At 40.4% G+C, this 327-nt stretch carries 1 pseudogene; it reads right to left on the reverse strand.

Features of this window, described 5'->3' with window-relative positions:
* Window positions 1–327 (reverse strand): annotated as a pseudogene (locus CWC11_RS22440) (16S rRNA methyltransferase); the annotation flags it as partial.

The raw sequence follows: 327 nt of genomic DNA on the forward strand, positions 1-327 counted from the left end.
AACTCGTATAAAACACAATGTTTTGCACTGTCTAGTTTACAAAATAGTTCAGCATGCGGTTTGAGTTGCTTTTCTACAGATGTCACGCCACCTTTATTGTGCCCAACGACGAGCAATCGAGTTTTGCTGGTTGCAATCGCCCTAATATTATCGAGCATCATCATCGCTTCAGGTTTTGATTTTGGATAAAAGTAGATGATGAGGTCTAAATCGTCTATCGCAGGTAAACTATGATCAACCGAGCTTAAAACCCCTGAGTATTGCTCAGCAGCTTGATGATCTGCAATGTTATAACTAAATGCGTGAACATCTCCGTTTGGGTTTAAC

It is taken from the genome of Pseudoalteromonas sp. S3178, assembly GCF_005886985.1.
Taxonomy (GTDB): Bacteria; Pseudomonadota; Gammaproteobacteria; order Enterobacterales; family Alteromonadaceae; genus Pseudoalteromonas; species Pseudoalteromonas carrageenovora.